We start from the raw sequence: 22,511 nt of genomic DNA, 5'->3' as shown, positions 1-22,511 counted from the left end.
TGAGCGGATGCGTCGAGGTCAGTTCCGGCGGTCCCCGTTGCGTCCGGCGACCTGCACCGCGACTCGTCCCCACCGGCGCAGCGCCGCGTCGCTCTCGGTCAGCCGCGCCGAGAGCACCGCGACGATCGTCTCCACCGCCCGGGCACTCACCATCTCGTGGTGATCGCAGTCGAGCCGGTACTGGTGGATCTCGCCGGCGATCACGTTGTGCCAGGCCGCCACCGCCGGGACCGGGGTCTCCGAGCGGGCCGCGGTGAAGAACAACGCGTCCCCGTCGAAGGTGTCCGGTTCGTGCCGCCGCGCGGCGCGGGCGGTGTCGGTCGACCCGGCGTGCAGCCGTTCGAGGTGGGCGGCGGTCAGGCCGGTGCCGCCCCCGAACGCCTCGTCGAGCACCGCGGCGGCGTGTTCGAAACTCGGCTCACCGTCGTCGACGGGAAGCCCGAGATCGCGCAGCATGTCGCGGGTGCCGACGGCCGGGGACGCCCCGACCATCAGGTGGCTGTCGAGCAGGGCGAGGGTGTCGACGATCTCCCCGTCGCGGCGCAGTTCGACGGCGACGGCGTGCGCGACCACCCCGCCGAGCGACCAGCCCAGCAGGTGATATGGGCCGTGCGGCTGCACCCGGCGGATCTCCCGCACGTAGTGGCGGGCCAGCGCGGTGATGGTGTCGTGCCGCGGACCACCGGACAGGGCCGGCAACTGCAGACCGTAGACCGGCCGGTCGTCGTCGAGGCGGTGCGCGAGGGCGCTGTACGGCCAGGCCAGCCCCGCGGCGGGATGGATGCAGAACAGCGCGGTGCCGGTGCCGGGGCGCAGCGGCACGAGCACCCGGAACGCCTCGTCGATGCCGTTGCTCTCCTCGGACTCGCCGCTGCTCAGGTGTGCGGCGAGTTCTGCCGGGGTCGGATGGGTGAAGATCGACGCGATCGGCACCCGCCGCCCGAGTCGTTCCCCGAGCGCCGGTAGCAACCGGGTCGCCAGCAGCGAGGTGCCGCCGAGGTCGAAGAAGTCGTCGTCGACACCGACCCGGTCGAGGCCGAGATGCTCGGCGAACAGGTCGGTGACGAGCTTTTCGAGGTCGGTGCGCGGCGCCCGGTAGTCCCCGACCGGGGCGGTGAAATCCGGGGCGGGCAGCGCGGCGCGGTCGAGTTTGCCGGCCGGGGTGAGCGGGATGTCGTCGAGCACGGTGATCACCGCCGGCACCATGTGCGGCGGAAGATGCTGCGCGATGAACGTTTTCACCTCGGCGGCGGTGATGTCGGTATCAGGGGCGAGGCGGAGGTAGGACACCGGCACGGTCTGCCCGGACGGGGCGGTGTGGCCGAGGGTGTGGGCGAAGACCACCTGCGGGTGCGCGGTCAGCGTGGCGTCGATCTCGCCGAGTTCGACGCGGAAGCCGCGGATCTTGACCTGGAAGTCGGTGCGGCCGACGTAGTCGAGGCGATGATCGGTGGTCCACCGCACCAGATCCCCCGTGCGGTACATCCGCTCCCCCGTGCCGGTGGGATCGGGCACGAACCGGGCGGCGGTCAGCGCGGGCCGGTCGTGGTAGCCGCGGGCCAGACCCGGCCCGGCGACATATAGTTCCCCGGCCACCCCGACCGGGACGGGTTGCAGCCGCCCGTCGAGGACCAGGGCGTGGAAACCGCGGCTGGGGGTGCCGATGGTGACGGGTTCGCCGACGGTGAGCGGCTCGCCGAGGGAGGTCATGATCGTCGCCTCGGTGGGACCGTAGGCGTCGATCACCCGCCGCGACGGCGCCCAGCGTGCCACCAGCTCCGGTGGGAGTGCTTCGCCGGCGACGAGCAGGGTGTGCAGTTCGGGGACGGTGTGCGGGTCGAGCGAGGCCAGCGCGGTGGGGGTGATGAAGGCGTGGCTGACCCGCTGTGCGCGCAGCACCGCGGCGAGCTCGTCGCCGCCGTAGACGTGCGGCGGCACGATCACCAGCGTCGCCGCGGCGCACAGCGCCATTATCTGCTCGAAGATCGACGCGTCGAAGCTCGGCGACGCCAGATGCGACACCCGGGCCGCGGCGGTGACCTGCAGACGGTCGCGTTCCTCCCGGGCGAGGGAGGCCAGGCCGCGGTGGGTGACCGCCACGCCCTTGGGGCGGCCGGTGGAGCCGGAGGTGTAGATCAGGTAGGCCGGATGATCCGGGCGCAGCACCGTCGGCCGGTCTGCGTCGTCGATCGGTGCGAGCGGCCCGGCGGTGAGGTCGAGGTCGTCGAGGACGAGCCAGTCCACCTCGTCGGGCAGCGCGTCGCGGTGCGCGGCGACGGTGATGCCGATGCGCGCGGCACTGTCGTCGAGCATGAAGGCGATGCGGTCGGCCGGATAGGTGGGGTCGACCGGCACGAATGCCGCGCCGCTGCGCACCGTCGCCCACACCGCGGTGACCGATTCGAGCGAGCGCGGGATCGCCAGGGCGATCACCTGTTCGGGTCCGGCGCCGCGGTCGAGCAGGCGCCGCGCGAGCCGGTGCGCGCGGGCGTCGAGTTCGCGGTAGGTGACCTGCCGGTCGTCGTCGATGACCGCGACCGCGTCCGGGGCGGTGGCAACGGCGGTGTCGAGCAGGTGCGGCCACAGCACCGCCGGTTCGGCCTGCGGTCCGATGGCGGGCACCAGCGCGGTGTGTTCTGCGGTGGTGAGCAGGTCGAGATCGCCGACGGGACGGTGCGGGTCGGCGGCGATCGCGTGCAGCAGCCGGGTGAACCGGTCGGCGAAGCCACGCACCGTCTCGGCGTCGAACAGGTCGGTGGCGTAGACGAAGGCGGCGTCGAGGCCACCTTCGGCGTTCTCCCCGACGAGCAGTTCGAGGTCGAAGTTGCACACCGTCGGGTCGAGGGCGACGCCCTGCACGCTCAGGTGCGGCAGTTCCACCGCGGGCAGTTCGGCGGTGTGGAATTCGATGGAGACCTGGAACAGCGGTGAGTGTGCGGTCGAGCGGGTCGGGGCGAGCGCGTCGACGACCCGGTCGAAGGGCAGGTCGGCGTGCGCGAAGGCATCGAGGTCGCTGTCGGTGACGGCGGTGAGCAGCTCGGTGAACGACGCTTGCGCGGGCACCGCGGTGCGCAGCACGACGGTGTTGACGAACATGCCCACCAGATCGTCGAGGGCGCGGTGTCCGCGACCGGCGACCGGCGAGCCGACGGCGATGTCGTCGCTGCCCGACAGGCGGGCGAGCAGCACCGCGAACGCCGCGTGCACGGTCATGAACACGGTGCTGTGCCGGACGGCGGCGAGCTGCTGCAGCCGGGCGAGCAGATCGGCGTCGACGGTGAAGCGGGTGATGTCGCCGCGGAAGGACTGCTGCGGCGGCCGGGGCCGGTCGGTGGGCAGCGGCAGCACCTCCGGCAGCCCCGCGAGGCGCTGCTGCCAGTAGGTGGTCTGGTCGGCGGCGAGGGTGCCGGGGTCGTCCGGGTCGCCGAGCCGGTCGAGTTGCCACAGGGTGTAGTCGGCGTACTGCACCGGCAGCGGTCCGAACGCCGGGGTCTCGCCGCGGCTGCGGGCGGCGTAGGCGATCATCAGGTCGCGGGCCAGCGGGCCGGTGGAGCCGCCGTCGGCGGCGATGTGGTGTACGACAAGCACGGCGAGATGGTCGTCGCGGCCGAAGGAGAACACCCGTGCCCGCACCGGGATGTCGACGGTGACGTCGAATCCGGCGCCGAGGAAGTCGGCGATGGCGGTGTGCACGGTGTCCTCTCCGGCGGGCACCACGTCCAGCGGCAGCGGGGCGTCGGCGGCGGCGAGGATCCGCTGGTGCGGTCCGGCCGCCGACGCCGGGTAGATGGTGCGCAGGCTCTCGTGCCGGGCCAGCACGTCGTGCAGGGCGGCGCCGAGCGCGGCCGGGGACAGATGCCCGGACAACCGGATCGCCAGGGGGATGTTGTAGGCGGCGGAGGTCGGATCGAACTGGTTGATGAACCACAGTCGTTGCTGCGCCGGGGAGAGCGGGATGTGCTCGGGGCGCGGTCCGGCGATCGGGCCGGAGGTGGTGTCGGCGGTGGGTTCCTCGACCTCGGTGGTGGGCCGGTGGTCGAGGTGTGCGGCGAGTGCGGCGACGGTGGGGGCTTCGAACAGGGCGCGCACCGGCACGGGTCGGCCGAGCCGGTCGCCGAGGCGGGCGACGGCGCGGGTGGCGAGCAGTGAGTTACCGCCGAGGTCGAAGAAGTTGTCGTCGACGCCGAGTCGGTCGAGGCCGAGCACGTCGGCGAGTTCGTCGGCGACGAGCGACTCGAGCGGGTCGGTGGGTGCCGGACGGTCGCCGGTGCCGGCGGTCAGGTTCGGTGCGGGCAGGGCGGCGCGGTCGAGTTTACCGACGGGGGTCAGCGGGATCTCGTCGAGCACGCTGATGACGGTGGGCACCATGTGCGCCGGGAGATGCTCGGAGACATGGTATTTCACTGCGGCGTGGTCGATGTCGGCGCCGGGTGCGGGGTGCAGGTGGGCGACGAGGACCGTCTCTCCGCTCGGGGCGCGGTGCGCGACGGTGGCGGCGAATCCGACGGCCGGGTGGGCGGCGAGCACGGCGTCGATCTCGCCGAGTTCGACGCGGAAGCCGCGGATCTTGATCTGGAAGTCGCTGCGGCCGACGTATTCGATGCGCAGATCCCGCCGGTCGAGGTCACCGACCCAGCGCACCAGGTCCCCGGTGCGGTACATGCGTTCGCCGGGGGCGCCGTAGGGGTCGGCGACGAACCGGGCGGCGGTCAGCGCGGGCCGGGCGTGATAGCCGCGGGCCAGGCCCCAGCCGGCCAGGTACAGCTCACCGACGGCACCGAACGGCACGGGTCGCAGCGCGGTGTCGAGGACGACGGCGTGCACCCCGCGCAGCGGACCGCCGAGGGTCAGTGGGTCGTCGGCGCCCAGGGGGTCGCTGATCGCGGCCATGATAGTGGTCTCGGTGGGCCCGTAGGCGTCGACGAGACGCCGCCCGGGCGCCCAGGTGGCCTGCAGGTCCGCCGGCCACGCCTCCCCACCGACCGCGAGATCGGTGAGGTCGGTCGGATCCGCCGGGTCGAGGGAGGCGAGCGCGGCGGGGGTGATGAACCCGTGGGTGACCCGCTGCTCGCGCAGCAGCGCGCCGAGTTCGGCGCCGCCGACGATGTGCGGGGGCACGATCACCAGTTCGGCGCCGGACCCGAACGCCAGGAGGTATTCGAAGATCGACGCGTCGAAGCTCGGCGACGAGACGTGCATGACCCGCGCGCCGGGTCCGGCACCGAAGCGGCTGCGCTGGTCGCGGGCGAAGTTGTCCAGGCTGCGGTGGGTGGTGATCACACCCTTGGGGCGGCCGGTCGAGCCGGAGGTGTAGATCAGGTAGGCGGGATGATCGAGCCGCAGCGCGACGGGGCGGTCGGTGTCGTCGATCGTGGTGGTGTCCTCGCCCGCGGCGTCGCGGTCGAGGTCGTCGAGCAGCAGCCACGGCACCGTGTCCGGGAGCCGGTCGCGGTGTGCGGTGGTGGTCACGCCGACGGTGGCGCCGCAGTCGTCGAGCATGAATGCGACGCGTTCGGCCGGATAGCGCGGGTCGACGGGCACGAACGCCGCCCCGGTCTTGGTGATCGCCCACATCGCGGTCACCGACTCGACGGAGCGGGCGATGCCGAGGGCGACGAAGGTCTCCGGTCCGGCGCCGCGGCGCAGCAGCACCCGCGCCAGCCGGGTGGAGCGTTCGTCGAGTTCGCGGTAGGTGAGCACCCGCTCCCCCTCGCGCAGGGCCGGCCGGTCCGGGTGTGCGGCGGCGGTCGCGGCGAGCAGTTGCGGCAGGGCGACGTCGCTGCCCCCGGCCGGGCCGTGCACCGGCAGCAGCGCGTCCTGCTCGGTGGCGGTGAGTGCCGGCAGCGCGGTGATCGGGGCGGCCGGGTCGCCGGTGAGTGCGTCGAGCACAGCGGTGATGCGCGCGGCGATCGCGGCGACGGCGTCGCGGTCGAAGACCTCCGGCAGGTATTTCATGCGCAGGTGCACCGCGGTGTCGGTGTGCACGACCACCGACAGCGGGTAGTGCGCGGCGTCGCGGCCGGTGATGTCGGCGACCCGCATGCCGCCGAGGTCGGTGTCGCGGTCGAGACCGGCGCGTTCGACCGGGTACGACTCGAAGACGGTGAGGGTGTCGAATCGCACGGCGGCCCCGAGGTGCCGGTCGAGGGTGCCCAGGTCGAGATGGTGGTGATCGAGCAGGGCGACCTGTTCGGCCTGCACCCGGTCGACGAGCGCACCGACGGTGTCGTCGGGCCGCACGGTGATGCGCACCGGGACGGTGTTGATGAACAACCCGACCATCGCCTCGATGCCGGGGATCTGCGGTGGCCGCCCGGAGACGGTCGCCCCGAACACCACGTCGGTGCGGCCGGTGAGGGCGCCGAGCACCACACCCCAGGCGGTCTGCACGAGGGTGTTGACGGTGACGCCGCGGGCGGTGGCGGTGTCGTGCAGCCGCACCGACAGAGCGGTGTCCAGGTCGAGGTCGAGGTCCTCGGAGATCCCGGCGGTGGTGCCGGGACGGTGCTGCGGGGCGAGCAGGGTCGGTTCGTCCACCCCCGCGAGGGCGCGGCGGTAGGCGTCGAGGGAGGCTTCCGGGTCGCGGTCGGCGAGCCAGGTGAGGTAGCTGCCGTAGTGCGGCGCCGGGGGCAGTGCCCGCTGGTCCGCGTCGGTGGCGTAGAGCATCAGCAGTTCCCGGATCAGCACCGGGGTGGACCAGCCGTCGAGCAGCAGGTGGTGGTTCGTCAACGCCAGCAGGTGCCGGCCCGGGCCGGTGTGCACGACGGTCGCGCGCAGCAGCGGCGTGGTCTCGGTGTCGAAGCGGGTGCGTCGATCGAGGGCGAGCAGTTGCGCGGCGGCGTCGTCCGGGTCGGGGTCGTCGCTGGTGTCGGCGACGGTGAACGGCACTTCCACGTGGGTGGGGATGACCTGGACGTGTCCGTCGCCGGCGGCGGGGAACGCTGCGCGCAGCGCCGGATGCCGGTCGAGCAGCAGTTGCAGGGAGCGGCGCATCCGGCTCGCGTCGACCTCGCCGCGCAGGTCGAGGACGAGCTGCACGATGTAGGCGTCGGGGCGGTCCCCGGCGAGCAGGGCGTGGAAGAGCAGCCCGGTCTGCAGCGGCGCGGTCGGCCACACGGTGTCCAGGGGCCCGTAGCGTTGCTCGAGGCGTTCGATGACGTCCTGGTGCAGTCGCACCAGCGGCAGATCCGAGGGGGTCAGGCCACCGGCGTGCGGGCTGCGGGTGTGCCGGGTCAGTGCGGTGGCGGCGGTGGCGAAGTGGTGCGCGAGGGCGGTGACGTCGGTGTCGTCGAGCAGCCCGGCCGGGTACGACCAGTGCACCTCGAGTACCGGCCCGGTGGGGGTGTCGGTGGTGACGGCGTTGATGTCGAGCACCGCGGCGGCGGGCATGTCCGGGCTCTGTGCCCCGCCGTGGGGGAAGCCGTCGATGGGCAGCCAGGGGGTGTCGGTGTCGGTGACCCCGGCGGTGGGGCGGCCGAGATAGTTGAAGCTGACCTGCGGCGTCGGTGCGTTCGCGAGTTCGGTGGCGGTGTCGGGGTCGAGATAGCGCAGCAGCCCGAAGCCGGTGCCGTGGTCGGGGACGGCGGCGAGGTGTTCCTTGACGGTCTTGACGGCGCGACCGGCGGCCGGGCCGGCGGCGAGCGCGTCGTCGAGGTCGATGCCGGTCAGGTCCAGGCGCAGCGGGTGGATGGTGGTGAACCAGCCGACGGTGCCGGACAGGTCGGCGCCGGCGGCGGCATTGCTGTCGCGGCCGTGCCCTTCGAGGTTGAGCAGCAGCTGGGCCGGGTGGTGGCCGCGGTCGCGGCGCCACGCCGCCACCGCGAGGGCGAGTGCGGTGAGCAGGCCGTGGTCGACGGCGCCGTGGAAGGCGTTGGGCACGGCGGTGAGCAGCGCCTCGGTGACGGAGGTGGGCAGTTCGGTGGCGACGGTGATGACGGTGGCGTTGGTGTCGCGGACCGGATCGAAGGGGCGGTGCCCGAGCGGCGGGTTCGGTCCGTCGAGCGTGGCGCGCCAGAAGTCGAGTTCGGTGCGGCGGGTGGGGGCGGCGTCACGCAGGGCGTGGGCCCAGCGGCGCACGCTGGTGCCGGTGTGGAGGGGCAGCAGCGCACCACTCGTGGCACCGTCGGCCGCGGCGGCCGCCCACGCGGCGGCCAGGTCGGGGACGAGGATGCGCCAGGACACCCCGTCGACGGCGAGATGGTGGATGACGATGAGCAGTCGGCCGGCGCCGCTGGTGGCGTCGAACCACACCAGCTGCACCACCCGCCCGCTGTGCGGGTCGAGTCGGTCGGCGGCGGCGTCGAGTTCGGCGGCGGCCAGGGCGAAGAAGTCGTCGCTGTCCGCGGCGCTGGTCACCGGCACCCGGTGGATGACGGTGTCGACGTCGACGCTGCCCGGGGCGGGCACGTGCAGGACGTGCCCGCCGGGGACGTCCGGCACCGCGTGCAGGTGCACGCGCAGCATGTCGTGCCGGTCGAGGACCGCGGTGACGATCGCCCGCAGCGTCGCCGCGTCCAGGCCGGTGGGCAGGCGCAGCAGCAGCGCCTGCGAGTAGCGGCCGATGCTGCCGCCGCGGTCGAGCATCCAGTGCGCGATCGGCGGTAGCGGCATGTCCCCGACCCCACCGCCGGGCAGCTCCGCGAGGGTTTCGGTGGGGGTGGCGGTGCCGACGACGGCGGCGAGCGCGGCGGGGGTCTTGTGTTCGAACACTTCGCGCGGAGTCAGGTCCAGGCCGGCAGCCTTCGCGCGGGAGACCAGCTGGATGGACATGATCGAATCGCCGCCCAGGGCGAAGAACGAATCGTCCACCCCCACCGTCGGCAGACCGAGGACCTGCGCGAACAGTTCCACCAGCACCGTTTCGTGGCCGCGCGCGGGGGCGCGGGAGACGGTGGTGCGGGCGGCGAAGTCGGGGGCGGGCAGCGCGCGCCGGTCGAGTTTGCCGGTTGCGGTGACCGGCAGCGTGTCGAGCACCATCAGGGTGGACGGCAGCATGTACGCGGCGAGTTCCCCGGCGGCATGCTCGAGCACCACGTCGACGTCGAGGTCGTGGCCGGGTTCGGGTACCGCGTAGCCGACGAGCCGGTCGGTACCGGAGGCCGGGTCGGTGTGGACGACGACCACGGCGCGGCCGACACCGGGGGCGCGCAGCAGCGCCGCTTCGATCTCGCCGAGCTCGATGCGGAAACCGCGCAGCTGCACCTGGAAGTCGGCGCGGCCGAGATATTCGATCTCGCCGTCGCGGGTGCGGCGCGCCAGGTCCCCGGTGCGGTAGATCCGGTCGCCGGGGGCGCCGTGCGGGTCGGCGACGAACCGGGTGGCGGTCGGATCGGGGCGGTGCAGGTAGCCGCGGGAGAGCTGGGCGCCGGAGACGTACAGTTCGCCGATCACCCCGGTGGGCACCGGATGCAGCCGGTTGTCGAGGATGTGCAGGCGCAGCGACGGCAACGGTGGGCCGATCAGGCTTGCCGCGGCGGTGGCAGCGAGTTCGCGGGTGATGGTGCGGGCGGTGACGTGCACGGTGGTCTCGGTGATGCCGTACATGTTCACCAGCGTCGGGGCGGTGTCGTCGTGGCGCCGGTACCAGCGGTCGAGCTGCCCGAAGTCGAGGGCTTCCCCACCGAAGATCACCCGGCGCAGCGCCGGCAGGTCGGTGCCGGCGGCGCGGTCGGCGTCGATGAGCTGGTAGAAGGCCGTCGGGGTCTGGTTGAGCACGGTGACCCGTTCGCGGCGCAGCAGTGCCAGGAATTCCTGCGGGTTACGGGCGGTGTGGTAGTCGACGACGACGAGCCGGCCACCGTGGGCGAGGGCGCCCCACAGTTCCCACACCGAGAAGTCGAAGGCGTAGGAGTGGAACAGTGTCCACACATCGGAGGCGTCGAAACCGAACATCTCGGTGGTGTCGGTGAGCAGGGTGACGACGGTGCGGTGCGGGACCATCACGCCCTTGGGGCGGCCGGTGGAGCCGGAGGTGTAGATGACGTACGCCGCCGCCTCCGGGTGCACGCGTGGCAATCCGTCACCGCCGCTGGGCATCTCGTCGAGGCGGGTGCGCACGGCCGGGTCGTGCAGGTCCACGATCGGCGGGGAGTGCGGGGGCAGAGCGGTGGCGTGGTCGGCGGTGGTGAGCAGGCACACCGGGGCCGCGTCGTCGAACATGTACGCGAGCCGGTCCGGGGGGAACGCCACGTCGATGGGCAGATAGGCGGCGCCGCTGTGCAATACGGCGAGCAGCGCGACGATCAGGTCGGTGCCGCGCGGCAGGGCGACGGCGACGAGCCGGTCGGGTCCGGCGCCGTGCTCGACGAGCAGCCGCGCCAGGCGCTGCACCCGGTCGGTGAGCTCGTCGTAGCGCAGCGTCCCGTCGGGGGCGGTGACCGCGATCGCCGCCGGGTCGAGTCCGGCGCCGCGGGCGTACAGATCGAGCAGCGACGCCGAGGCGGAGCCGAGCACGCTCGCCGTGGCCGGGCGCAGCGGCGCCGGGGCGGTGGGACGTTCGTCGTCGGTGAGCAGGTCGACGTCGCCGATGGGGCGGTGCGGGTCGGCGGTGACCGCGTCGAGCAGCCGCACCAGCCGCTGCGCGAAGGAGGCGACGGTGTCGGGATCGAACAGGTCGGTGGCGTAGGTGAACGCCGCGGGCATTCCGTCGCTCTCCCCTGTTCCGGTCGGGTCTGGATCCTGCAGGGTCAGTTGCAGGTCGAACTTGGCGACGGGCAGCTCCGGGTCGAGGGCGTCGACCTCGAGTTCGGGCAGCACCAGGTGGGCCCGTTCGGTGTTGCCGTATTCGAGCACCACCTGGAACAGCGGGGACCGGTCGGTCTCGCGGGCCGGGGCGAGCACGTCGACGAGGGTCTCGAAGGGCAGCTCGGTGTGCCCGAAGGCCGCGAGGTCGATCTCGCGGGTGCGGTGCAGGTGGTCGGTGAACGACAGCGCCCCGTCGACGGGGGTGCGCAACACCACGGTGTTGACGAACATGCCGACCAGGTCGTCGAGGGCGCGGTGGCCGCGACCGGCGACCGGGGAGCCGATGACGATGTCGGATGTGCCGGTCAGGCGGGCCAGCAGCGCCGCGAACGCTGCGTGCACGGCCATGAACACGGTGGTGTCGTGCTCGGCGGCCAGCGCCTCGAGGCGCCGCTGCACGTCGGCGGGCACGGTGAAGCGGTGCAGGGCGCCGTGGAAGCTGCGCTGGGTGGGGCGCGGCCGGTCGGTGGGCAGCGGCAGCAGTTCGGGGGCGTCGGCGAGGGTGTCGCGCCAGAACCGCAGCTGCGCGGCGGCGAGGGAGGTCGGGTCGTCCGGGTCGCCGAGCAGCCGGCGCTGCCACAGGGCGTAGTCGGCGTACTGCACCGGCAGCGGCGACCGATCCGGGTCCGTCCCGCCGGTGCGGGCGGTGTAGGCGAGCATCAGGTCGCGGGCCAGCGGCGCCATCGACGAGCCGTCCGCGGCGATGTGGTGCACCACCACCGCCAGGACATGGGCGTGCTCGTTCAGGCGCCACAGCCGTAGCCGCACCGGCACCGCCGCGGCCACGTCGAAACCGGCACCGATGAAGTCGGCGAGGTCGGTGGGCAGGTCGTCGCCGGTGACCGGCCGCGCCGTGAGCGCCGGCAGCACCCGGTCGGTGTCGACGACGACCTGGCGCGGGCCCTGTTCGTCGCCGGGATACCAGGTGCGCAGGCTCTCGTGCCGGTCGAGCACGTCGCGCACCGCTCCGGTCAGTGCCGCGACGTCGAGGCGGCCGGACAGGCGGATGGCGAGCGGAATGTTGTAGGCGGCGGAGGTGGTGTCGAACTGGTTGACGAACCACATGCGTTGCTGGGCCGGGGACAGCGGCAACCGTTCGGGCCGGTCGGCGGCGACCAGCGGCACCCGTCCGTGCCCACCGTGATCGTCGAGGATCCGCGCGGCGAGCGCCCGCACTGTGGGCGCCTCGAACAGGGCGCGGACCCCGGCGTCGGTGCCGAGCGCGGCGTTGAGGCGGGCGACGACGCGGGTGGCGATCAGCGAGTTGCCGCCGAGATCGAAGAAGTTGTCGTCGACGGAGACCTGCGGGTGCCCGAGGACCTCGGCGACGATCTCGGCGACGGTTGCCTCGAGGTCGGTGCTCGGGGGACGGTAGTCGCCGCCGAGCCGTGTCAGGTCCGGCACCGGCAGGGCGCGGCGGTCGAGTTTGCCGACCGGGGTCAGCGGCAGCTCGTCGAGCACCACCACCGCGGCGGGCACCATGTGACCGGGCAGCCGCGCCGCGGCCCAGGCGCGCAGTGCCCGCGGATCGATCTGCGTGGCGGTGGTGTCGGTGGTGTCGGGCAGTATGTAGGACACGAGCACGGTGTCGCCGCTGGGTGCGGGGTGCCCGATGGTGTGGGCGAAGGCGATCGCGTCGTGGGCGGTGAGCGCGGCGTCGATCTCGCCGAGTTCGATGCGGAAGCCGCGCACCTTGACCTGGAAGTCGGAGCGGCCCAGATATTCGACGGTGCCGTCGTGCCGCCAGCGCACCACATCCCCGGTGCGGTACATGCGTTCGCCGGGGGTGCCGTAGGGGTCGGCGACGAACCGGGCGGCCGTGAGGTCGGGGCGGCGATGGTAGCCGCGGGCCACGCCCGGCCCGGCGATGTACAGCTCGCCGGCCACCCCGACGGGGACGGGCCGCAGCCGGTCGTCGAGGACGGTCTGGTGGAAGCCGACGGCGGGCCCGCCGATGGTGACGGTGTGCCCGGGCCGCAGTTGCGGGCTGACGCTGGTCTCGATGGTGGCCTCGGACGGGCCGTAGCCGTTGAACATGCGCCGTCCCGGTGCCCAGCGCGCCACCAGTTCCGGTGGGCAGGCCTCGCCGGCGACGACGAGGACCTCGAGGTCGTCGAGTCCGGTGGGGTCGAGGGAGGCGAGCGCGGTGGGGGTGATGAAGGCGTGGGTGACCTTCTCCTCGCGCAGCAGCCGGGCGAGTTCGTCGCCGCCGTAGATGTCCGGCGGCACGATCACCAGGGTGGCGCCGGCGCAGAACGCCTTGGTGAACTCGAAGATCGACGCGTCGAAGCTCGGCGACGCCAGGTGCGAGACGCGAGCCTGGTGGGTGATGGTGAAGTGGCTGCGCACCTCGGCGTTGAGGTTGGTCATGCCGCGGTGGGTGACCACCACGCCCTTGGGGCGGCCGGTGGAGCCGGAGGTGTAGATCAGGTAGGCCGGGTGGTCGAAGTGCAGCGCGGCGGTGCGGTCGGCGTCGGTGATGGGTGCGTCGCTCGTCGCGGCGATCCGGGCGGCGACGGCGTCGTCGTCGAGCACCAGCCACGGCACCTGCACCGGCAGCGCGTCGCGGTGCGCGGCGGTGGTGATGCCGAGGGCGGCAGCGCTGTCGGTGAGCATGTAGCTCACCCGCTCCGGTGGGTAGGCGGGGTCGACGGGCACGAACGCCGCGCCGGTCTTGGTGACCGCCCACACCACCGCGACCGATTCGAGCGAGCGGGTCAGCGCGAGCGCGACGACGGTTTCCGGGCCGATCCGGTGCTCGTCGACGAGCAGCCGCGCCACGCGGGTGGACCAGGCGTCGAGTTCGGCGTAGGTGATCTGCCGGTCGGCGAAGCGCAGGGCGACCGCGTCGGGCAGGATCGCGGCGATCGAGGTGAGCAGTTCCGGCCACAGTTGCGGTGAGACCGGTGGCAGGCCCCGCGCCGGGGTCAGGTCGGCCAGTTCCCGGTCGGTGACGATGTCGATGTTGCCGACCGCGATGTCGGGGGTGTCGGTGATCGCCTCGACGATGCGCACGAACCGGTCGGCGAACGAGGCGACGGTGGCGGGGTCGAACAGGTCGGTGGCGTAGGTGAACGACGCGCGGATGCCGGCGGGGCCGTCGGCGTCGGTGGTCTCGGCGATGGACAGCTGCAGGTCGAACAGCGCCAGCGTCGGGTCGAGGTCGATCACCCGCACCGACAGGTCGGGCAGTTCGATCTCGGGGCGTTCGGTGTCCTGGAATTCGAGCAGCACCTGGAACAGCGGGGTGTAGGCGGTCGAGCGGGGCGGGTCGAGGACCTCGACGAGCCGCTCGAAGGGCACCTCGGTGTGCCCGAAGGCGGTCAGGTCGCCGGTGCGGATGCGGTCGAGCAGCGCGGTGAACGGCTCGTCGTCGTCGACGCGGGCGCGCAGCACCACGGTGTTGACGAACATGCCGACCAGGTCGTCGAGGGCCCGGTGGCCGCGCCCGGCGACGGGGGTGCCGACGACGATGTCGTCGCTGCCGGACAGGCGGGCGAGCAGTACCGTCAGTGCGGCGTGCACCAGCATGAACACCGACGCGTCGTGGGCGCGGGCGAGGTCGAGCAGCCGGCGGTGCGCGGCGGCGTCGAGGGTGAACGGGATGCGGGCGCCGCGCCGCGACGGCTGCACCGGGCGGGGCCGATCCAAGGGCAGTTCGAGCAGTTCCGGGGCGCCGGCGAGGGTTGCGCGCCAGAACCGGAGCTGTTCGGCGGCCAGGGAGGTCGGGTCGGTGTCGTCGCCGAGCACCCGGTGCTGCCAGAGGGTGTAGTCGACGTACTGCACCGGCAGCGGGGTCCACTGCGGGGTCTGCCCGGCGTGGCGGGCGCTGTAGGCGGCGATGACGTCGCGGGCCAGCGGCCCCATGGAGAAACCGTCGGCGGCGATGTGGTGGGCGACGAGCACGAGCACGTGCTCGTCCTCGGCCAGGGCGAGCACCCGGATGCGGGTGGGGATCTCGGTGGCCACATCGAATCCGGCCGCGAGGATCGGGGTGAGCTCGCTGTCGAGGTCGGTGCCGTCGTCGACGGTGAGCATCACCAGATCGGGGACGGCGGCGCCGGTGGGCACCACGACCTGCACGGGCCCGTCGTCGGTGAGCGGATAGCGGGTGCGCAGCGATTCGTGCCGGGCGACGACGTCGCCGATGGCGTGCTGCAGCGCGGCCTGATCGAGCCTGCCGCTCAGGCGCAGCGCGACGGCGATGTTGTAGGCCGGGGAGGTGGTGTCGAACTGGTTGATGAACCACATCCGCTGCTGCGCCGGGGACAGCGGGACCGGGTCGGGGCGCGGCCCGGCCACCGGGGCGCCGCGCCCGGCGCCGGTGCGGTCGGGCTGGTCGAGATGCGCGGCGAGATCGGCGACGACCGGATGATCGAAGATCTCCCGGATGCCGAGCTCACCGCCGGTGTCCGCGGCGAGCCGGGCGGCGGCGCGCATCGCGAGCAGGGAGGTGCCGCCGAGGTCGAGGAAGTGGTCGTCGGCGCCGACCCGGTCGACGCCGAGCAGGTCGGCGAAGACGGTGGCGACGAGCTGTTCGGTGGGGGTGCGCGGCGCCCGGTAGCCACCGGCGGCGGTCGGTGCCGGCGGAGCGGGCAGCGCGTTGCGGTCGAGTTTGCCGTTGGGGCCGACCGGCAGCGCGTCGAGGACGACGAGGGCGGCGGGCACCATGTAATCCGGCAGGTGCGCGGCGAGATCGGCGGTGACCGCGGCGGTGTCGATGCTGCGGCCCGGGGTGGGCACGAGATAGCCGGTGAGCCGGTCGTCGGCGCCGTGGTGGACGAGCACCACCGCCTGTCCGATCTCCTCGCGGGCGCGCAACACCTGCTCGATCTCCCCGAGCTCGATGCGCAGACCGCGGATCTTGACCTGGAAGTCGGTGCGCCCCAAGTACATCAGGGCACCGTCGGCGCGGCGGGTGGCCAGATCCCCGGTGCGGTACATCCGCTCCCCCGGCGCCCCGAACGGGTCGGCGACGAACCGGTCGGCGCTCAGTCCCGGGCGGTCGAGATAGCCGCGGGCGAGCTGGATCCCGGCCAGATACAACTCGCCGGCGGCGCCGGCGGGCACCGGATGCAGCCGCGCGTCGAGCACGTAGGCGCGGGTGTTCCACACCGGCAACCCGATCGGCACCGACCCGGCATCGGTGTCGGTGGTGGTCCAGGCGGTGACGTCCACCGCGGCCTCGGTGGGCCCGTACAGATTGTGCAGGGCGGTGTGCGGCAGCGCCTCCCGCAGCGCGGCGGCGGTCTCGGCGGGCAGCGCCTCCCCCGACGCGAACACGTGCCGCAGCGCGAGCGGCTCCCGGTCGCGGCCGTGCAGGGCGTCGACGAACACCGCGAGCATCGACGGCACGAAATGCGCCACGGTGACCCGCTCCTCGGCGAACAGCCGCAGCAGGTAACCGGGATCGCGGTGCCCGCCGGGGGCGGCGACGGCCAGCCGCGCCCCGACCTGCAGCGGCCAGAAGAACTCCCACACCGACACGTCGAAGGTGGCGGGGGTCTTCTGCACCACCGTGTCGTCGGCGGTCAGCGGATAGGTGTGCTGCATCCAGCGCAACCGGTTGACGATCGCGGCGTGCGGCACCGCCACCCCCTTGGGGCGGCCGGTGGAGCCGGAGGTGAAGATCACGTAGGCGAGATGCGCGCCGGTCGGCTCCGGTCGATCCGCCGAGGTGAGGGCCGCCGGGGATTCGTCGGCGAGGTCGAGGCGGTCGATGCGCAGCACCTCGGCGCCGGTGTCGGGCAGGGCGTCGGCGACATCGCTGGTGGTGAGCACCGCGCGCGGGGCGGCGGTGTCGAGGACGTAGCGCAGCCGCTCGGCGGGATGCTCCGGATCCAGCGGCAGGTAGGCGGCACCGCTCTTGACGATCGCGTACATGCCGACGAGCAGATCCAGCGACCGCGGCGCGGCGAGGGCGATCACCCGGTCCGGTCCGGCGCCGGCGCGCAGCAACCGCCGCGCGAGCCGGTTGGTGACCGCGTCGAATTCGGCGTAGCCGAGGGTGCGGCCGTCGACGGTGACGGCCGGGGCGTGCGGGGTCGCGGCGACCTGCGCGGCGACCAGTTCCCCGAGGGTGGTGGCGGGTCCGGTGTCGGCGGTGGTGGCGTTCCACGTGTCGAGAACGGTGCGGCGTTCGTCGGCGGTGAGCAGCTCCACGTCGCCGACCGGCACCGCCGGATCCGCGGTGACCGTCTCGAGCAGCCCCACGAGGCGCTGCCCGATCGCGGCGGCGGTGGCGGGATCGAACAGGTCGGTGGCGTAGGACAGCGCGCCGCGCAGTGCGTGGGTGCGGCCGTCGCCGTCGGCGACCGCGCCGAGCTGCAGATGCAGGTCGAATTTGGTGGTGTGCGTGTCGATTTCGGCGATGTCGACGTCCAGGCCGGGCAGGGTCAGGTGCGCGGCGGTGGTGTCGGAGAAGGCGAGCATCACCTGGAACAGCGGCGAGTAGGCCGCCGAGCGGGCGGGCACCACGGCGTCGACGAGCCGGTCGAACGGCAGGTCGGTGTGCGCGAAGGCCGCCAGGTCGGTGTCGCGCACCGCGGCGAGGAAGTCTGCGAAGGACAGGTCGGCGGGTACGGCGGTGCGCAGCGCGACGGTGTTGACGAACATGCCGACCAGGTCGTCGAGGTGGCGGTGGCTGCGCCCGGCGACGGGGGTGCCGACGACGATGTCGTCGCCGCCGGACAGGCGGGCCAGCAGCACCGCCAGGGCGGCGTGCACGACCATGAACTCGGTGGCGGTGTGGGCGTGGGCGAGCTGCCGGATCCGCCCGTACAGCTCCGGGGCGATCTCGACGTCGACGCTCGCGCCGCGGAAGGACTGCTGCGGTGGGCGCGGCCGGTCGGTGGGCAGCGCCAGCAGGTCGGGGGCGCCGGTGAGGATCTCGCGCCAGTACTCGAGTTGCCGGGCGGCGCGGGAGGTCGGGTCGTCGACGTCGCCGAGCAGATCCGCGAACCACAGGGTGTAGTCGGCGTACTGCAGCGGCAGCGGCGCCCAGTCCGGGGCGGTGCCCGCGGCGCGGGCGGCGTAGGCGGTGACCAGATCCCGGGACAGCGGTGCCAGCGACGCGCCGTCGGCGGCGATGTGGTGCACCACCACGGCGAGCACGTGCTCGTCGCCGGCGACGCGGAACAGCCGCATCCGCAGCGGCGGGTCGACGGTGACGTCGAAACCGGCCGCGACCACCGCCGCGACGTCCGCGTCGAGATCGTCCGTGACCGTGGGGGTCAGATCCAGGGCGAGCGCGTCGACGGGCAGCACCTGCTGGATCGGCCCGGCCGGGGTGGCCGGGTAGACGGTGCGCAGCGCCTCGTGCCGGTCGAGCACATCGCGGGTCGCCGCGACCAGCGCCGCGTGGTCGAGGGCGCCGCGCAGCCGCAGCGCGATCGGGATGTTGTAGGCGGCCGAGGACGGGTCGAGCTGGTCGACGAACCACAGGCGTTGCTGGGCGGCGGAGACCGGGATGCGGTCCGGGCGCGGCAGCACCGGCGCCGGGGCGGGCCGGTCGACGTCGTCACCGGCGGGCAGGTTCGCCGCCAGCGCCCGCACGGTGGGGGCCTCGAACAGCGACCGCACCCCCAGATCGGTGCCGAAGGCGTCGTTGATGCGGGAGATCACCCGGGTGGCGACCAGCGAGTTGCCGCCGAGCTCGAAGAAGCTGTCGTCGGCACCGACCTCGGCGACGCCGAGCTGGTCGGCGAAGATCGCGGCCAACGCGGTCTCGGTGGGCGACATCGCCGCCGCCCCACCGGCGCCGCCGAAGACCGGCTCGGGCAGTGCCGTGCGGTCGAGTTTGCCGACGGCGGTCAGCGGGATCTCGTCGAGCACCATGATCGCGGCGGGCACCATGTGGGCGGGCAACCGCGCCGCGAGCGCCGCGGACAGCTGCTCCGGGTCGAGGGTGCAGCCGGCATCGGGCAGCACATAGGACACGAGCATCTGTTCCCCGGAGGGCGCGGCGCGGCCCAGGGTGACGGCGAAGGCGACGTCGGGGCGGTCGCTGAGGGCGGCGTCGATCTCGCCGAGTTCGATGCGGAACCCGCGGATCTTGACCTGGAAGTCGGAGCGGCCGAGATATTCGACGGTCACCGAGCGGGCGGGACGGTGCGGGTCGCGGATGCGCCAGCGGGTGACGTCACCGGTGCGGTACATGCGCGAGCCGGGAGGGCCGAAGGGGTCGGCGACGAAACGGGTGGCGGTCAGGCCCGGCCGGTCGTGATAGCCGCGGGTGACGCCCGGCCCGGCGATGTACAGCTCCCCGGCGATCCCGACCGGCACCGGGTGCAACCGGCCGTCGAGGATCAGCTCGTCGATACCGCACACCGGGTGGCCGATGGTGACGGTCTCCCCCGGCACCAGCATGTCGGTGATATTGCAGACGATGGTGGTCTCGGTGGGCCCGTACGCGTTGTACATCCGGCGGCCGGGTGCCCAGCGCGCCACCAGTTCCGGTGGGCACGCCTCGCCCGCGACGGTGACCGCCTCGCATTCGACGCCGGTCGGGTCCACCGACGCCAGCGCGGCCGGGGTGGAGAACAGGTGGGTGACCTGTTCGCGGCGCAGCAGCGCCGCCAGTTCGTCGCCGCCGTAGATGTGGGCGGGCACCACCACGAGGGTCGCGCCGATGGCGAAGGCGGTCATGTACTCGAAGATCGACGCGTCGAAGCTCGGCGAGGAGAAGTGCGAGACCCGGGCCGCCGGGGGTGGGGCCAGGCGGGTGTGCAGGGTCGCCGACAGGTTCGCCAGGCCGCGGTGCGGCACCACCACACCCTTGGGGCGGCCGGTGGAGCCGGAGGTGTAGATCAGGTAGGCGGGATGGTCGAACAGCAGGGTGGCCGGCCGGTCGTCGTCGGTGACCGGCTCATCGCTCGCCTGCGCGATCCGCGCGTCGAGATCCGGATCGAGGACGAGCCAGGGCACCGTGTCGGGCAGCTCGTCGCGGTGCGCGGCGGTGGTCAGGCCCAGGATCGCCCCGGAGTCGGTGAGCATGTACTCGATGCGTTCGGCCGGATACTTCGGGTCGACGGGCACGAAGGCGGCCCCGGACTTGGCGATCGCCCAGATCACCGCCACCGATTCGAGGGAGCGGGTGATGCCGACCGCGACGAAGGTCTCCGGTCCGGCGCCGGCGTCGATGAGGACGCGGGCGAGCCGGTTGGACCAGGCGTCGAGTTCGCCGTAGGTCATGCGCCGGTCCTCGCACACCACCGCCTCGGTGTCCGGCACCACCGCGGCGACCGCGCACAGGATCTCCGGCAGGGTCTGCGCGGAGCGGGCCGGGTCGCCGTGCGCCGGGACCAGACCGGCGACGTCGTCGCTGCCGACGAACGGCAGATCCCCGATGGGCAGGTGCGGGTCGGTGAGCACCGCGGTCAGGGCGCGGCCGAGTCGCCGGCCGGTGGTGGTGGCGGTGTGCGCGTCCACCCGGTCGGGCCGGTAGCCGGTGCGGACCTGCAGGGCGGTGCCGGTGGTGTCGATCGTCACGCGTAGCACCGCGTCCGCGGGGGCGGAGGTCGGGTCGTCGAGGGTGAGCACCACCGGGCAGGCGGGGGCGAGGCCGGCGAGCACGGCCGGGTCGACCTCGGCGTGGGCGGCGAGATCGGCGCCGAGGGTGCGCACGCGCCGCACCAGCTCGGCGAAGGGCTCGGCCGGGTCCAGCTCGACGCGCAGCGGCAGCACCCGCCCGTCGCGGGCCACGCCGACGAGGACGTCGTCGTGACCGGTGAGCCGGGCGATGAGAGCCGCCGTGGCGGCGTGCAGCACGGCGGCGACGGTGGTGTCCGGGGCGTCGCCCTCGGTGGTGGCGAAACGCGCGGCGAGCGCCGCGGCCGTGACCGCCAGGCGGTCCTCGACGTCGGCGGGGGTGTCGTCGGCGGGGGCGGTGACGGGGCGGGGCAGTTCGAGGCGTTCGGCGGCGTCGGCGAGCTGCTGCCGCCAGAAACCGGCGTCGGCGGCGGCGCGGCGGCGCTGCTCGCCCAGGGTCACGCTGGCCGGATGGATCACGGCGACCGCGCGGTCGGGGGCGCTGCGCAGGAAATCGTCGAGCAGTTCGACGAACCGGTCGTGGTGGGCACGGAGTTCGTCCTCGTCGTAGCGGTGCGGGTTGCCGCGGAAGTCGAGGAAGGTCCGGGCCGGGTCGCCGCTCTGATAGATGTTGACCAGCAGGTCCTCGACGGGACCGGAGGTCATGATGTGGAACTCGCCGCGGATGTCGCCGAGCACGATCTCCTGCCGGAACAGCATGACGTTGACCATCGGCCCGGCATAGCGGTACGGGTCGCCGGCGGCGCCGGTCTCGCGGCGGATGTCCTCGAGGCTGAATCGCTGGTGGCGCAGCGCCCCGGTGAGTTCGAGCTGCACCCGCCGCACCAGGTCGGTGCGGGTGTCGTCCGGTTCGAGAAAGATGTGCAGCGGCGCGGTGTTGACGAGCATGCCGCCGGAGCGGCGGGCCATGGCGGTGGTGCGGGCGAAGACCGGCAGGTTGATCATCACGTCGTCGCGGCCGGTCATCCGCGCCAGATAGCACGCGAACGCCGCGATGACCGCCGCCGTCGAGGACAGTCCCGGTTCGTCGTCGACCGCGGTCAGCGCGTCGACGAGGTCGTCGGGGAGGGTGTGGCTCGACAGCAGCGACACCGCCGCGGTGGGGGCGTCGCGTTGCGCCAGAGTCGAGCCGTCCTCGAGTCCGGCGACCCGCTCGATCCAGTAGTCGCGGTCGGTGCGGTAGCGCTCGGAGGTGCGGTACTCGCGGTCCCAGTCGTACAGGGCGCGCAGGTCGGCGGCTTTCGACGGTTCCGGCTCGCGGCCGTCGATCTCCGCGGTGTAGAGGGCGGCGATGCGGTTGACCATGGTCATCGCCGCGAATCCGTCGAGGGCGACGTGGTGGATGCGGGCGTACCAGAGGAACCGGTCGTCGGCGACCTGCAGGATCGTCATGTTCACCAGCAGGTCGTTCGCCAGGTCCACCGGGGTGGAGTAGTCGGCGGTCATCCACTCGTGCGCCGCGGCCATCGGGTCGGGTTCGCCGCGGAAGTCGAGCAGCGGGATCCCGTTGCGGTCCTCGACGGTGGGGTCGACGTACTGGACGGGTTCACCGTCGACGTCGACGACCCGCAGATAGGCGGACCGGAACTCGGCACCGGCGCGATATCCGCAGCGACGCAGCAGATCCAGGTCCGGGGCGCCGCGCAGATCCACATACTGCGCGATGCACACGGGTACCTCGGGTGCGAGCTGCTGCGCGAACCAGATGGCCCGTTGCGCGGACGACAGCGGGAAAGCGCCGGCCGGTATCTGCGGACGACGGTGTCGCAGCGACATGTCCCCTCCGAAAGCGATGTTGTTGGCCGTGATCGGCGTGTGTCCCCCGACATCGCGTGCAGGGGCCGACCCCGGTGCCGCTGGGCGTGCGGCGCCGCGATCGGACCCCCGTTCGATCGTGTGATCCCGTGTGACCGGGACCACACAACAAGCTAGACCACCTGTGCGACCGGTACGACCGGATTGCGGCGACGACCGCACCACCACCCGCCGATGCGCCCCGGAGGCCGTGCCCGTGCCGCGACAGGACCGGTACGGAACCGCGAGTGACCTCGGAAATCGTTCCCGTGCAGGGGATCGGTCGCGTTTCGATAACGTTTTCCCGACGGCCGGGAGGAATGCCCTGTTCGTGACCGGAGTGACGAATGAGGTCGGCGTCGAAGCAGGATCGGGCTCGCCGGAAACGCCCCGAAACCGGACAGCTCTCCTTATTCTCGAAGCGG

1 protein-coding gene is annotated in these 22,511 nt (G+C 73.0%); it reads right to left on the bottom strand.

What is annotated here, in order from left to right:
* Positions 1 to 18 precede the first annotated feature (18 nt).
* Complete coding sequence (locus tag AC6CID_RS15160; protein WP_498354172.1) at positions 19 to 22,068, bottom strand: non-ribosomal peptide synthase/polyketide synthase; 22,050 nt, start codon at positions 22,066 to 22,068, stop codon at positions 19 to 21.
* Between the last annotated feature and the right edge of the window lie 443 nt (positions 22,069 to 22,511).

The organism is Rhodococcus sp. GQ147, from assembly GCF_059759155.1.
Note: the sequence above shows the minus strand (reverse complement) of the source record. Positions and strands in the feature narration are given on the sequence as shown.